We start from the raw sequence: 1163 nt of genomic DNA, 5'->3' as shown, positions 1-1163 counted from the left end.
TGGGCCCGGGCCCGCCGCGACCACTCCCGGGCCGAGCCGGCGTCCCCGGAGGACGAGGCGCTCGTGCCGGACGGCGACGGCGGGGAGGGGCTCGCCCCCGCCGACCCGCCGCCGTCCGCGGTCCGCGCCGTCGCAGCGGGCGCGGGCTCCGGCGTCCTGCACGCGGCCGCCGGCCTCGGCAGCCCGGTGCTCAGCGTCCACGCCGTCGCCAGCGGGTGGCCGCAGCGGTCCTTCACGGCGTCGGTGCAGCCGTGGTTCGTCGTCGTGGGGCTCGTCGCCGCGGCGCTCGAGGTGCGCCTCGAGCCTGACGCGCTGCTGCCCCTGCCCTGGGCGCTGTGGGCGGGCGCCGTCGTCGCCGCCGCGGTCGGGGTCGCCGCGGGCGAGCTGCTCGTGCGGCGCCTGCCCGCGTCGGCGGCCCGCACCGGCCTGCTCGTGCTCTCGGTGCTCGGCGCCGCGAGCATCACGCTCGAGGGGCTCGTCGGCGTCCTCGGCGGGTGAGCCCTCGTCGCCGTCCGGCGGTCTGTCCGGCGGTCGGGGAGCGCTGCGTCGTCAGGCGGTCTGCGACCGCAGGACGAGCACGATGATCGACAGGACGAGCAGCGCCGCCGCCGGGACGACGTTCCGGTCCCCGACCCGCAGGTGCGCCACGAGCGCGAAGAGGAAGTAGAAGGTGAGCCCGGCGGCCGCCAGCGACCCGATCCAGGCGATGCCGATGCCCACGAGGAGCCCCACCGCCGCGGCGATCTCCACGTAGGCGAGCCCCCGCACGAGCGCGTCCGAGGCCCCGACGGTGCGCATCGTCCGCATGATCGCCCGGTCCTGCACGAGCTTGCCCCGGGCGGAGAAGGCGAGCATCGCGGCGAGCAGGACCGACAGCACGACCGTGGCGACGAACACCGGACCTCCTCGCGGCCCACGCACCCTGCGCGGCCGGGCACAGCCTCTCGCCTGCGGGCCTCCGCGCGCCAGGCGGTGGGTGCGGCCACCGTCGTCGCTCCGGGGTGGTGCGACGACGCTGGTGGCCGGTGCCGAGCCCCGACGTCGCGGCCCCGACGTCGCGGCCCCGACCCCGTCGGCCGCGGAGTTCGAGGGCCGACGCGCCGTCCACCGCCCCTCGAAGTCCGCGCTCGCGCCGACGTCGCGGCGTGCCCACCGACGGCGGC

General features: G+C 78.6%; 2 protein-coding genes. One reads left to right on the top strand and one right to left on the bottom strand.

Annotated features, from left to right (window positions below; translation table 11 throughout):
- On the top strand, positions 1 to 498 hold a 498-nt coding region (locus tag WDV85_RS10940), incomplete at its 5' end, for a TSUP family transporter (RefSeq protein ID WP_339570641.1).
- A 51-nt stretch (positions 499 to 549) separates the two neighbouring features.
- On the opposite strand, the gene WDV85_RS10935 is transcribed toward WDV85_RS10940, so the two are convergent.
- Complete coding sequence (locus tag WDV85_RS10935; protein WP_339570640.1) at positions 550 to 897, bottom strand: DoxX family protein; 348 nt, start codon at positions 895 to 897, stop codon at positions 550 to 552.
- Positions 898 to 1163: the final 266 nt, after the last annotated feature.

Origin of the sequence: Pseudokineococcus sp. 5B2Z-1 (assembly GCF_037482305.1) — a bacterium.
In the GTDB taxonomy this organism is placed as follows: Bacteria; Actinomycetota; Actinomycetes; order Actinomycetales; family Quadrisphaeraceae; genus Pseudokineococcus.
Note: the sequence above shows the minus strand (reverse complement) of the source record. Positions and strands in the feature narration are given on the sequence as shown.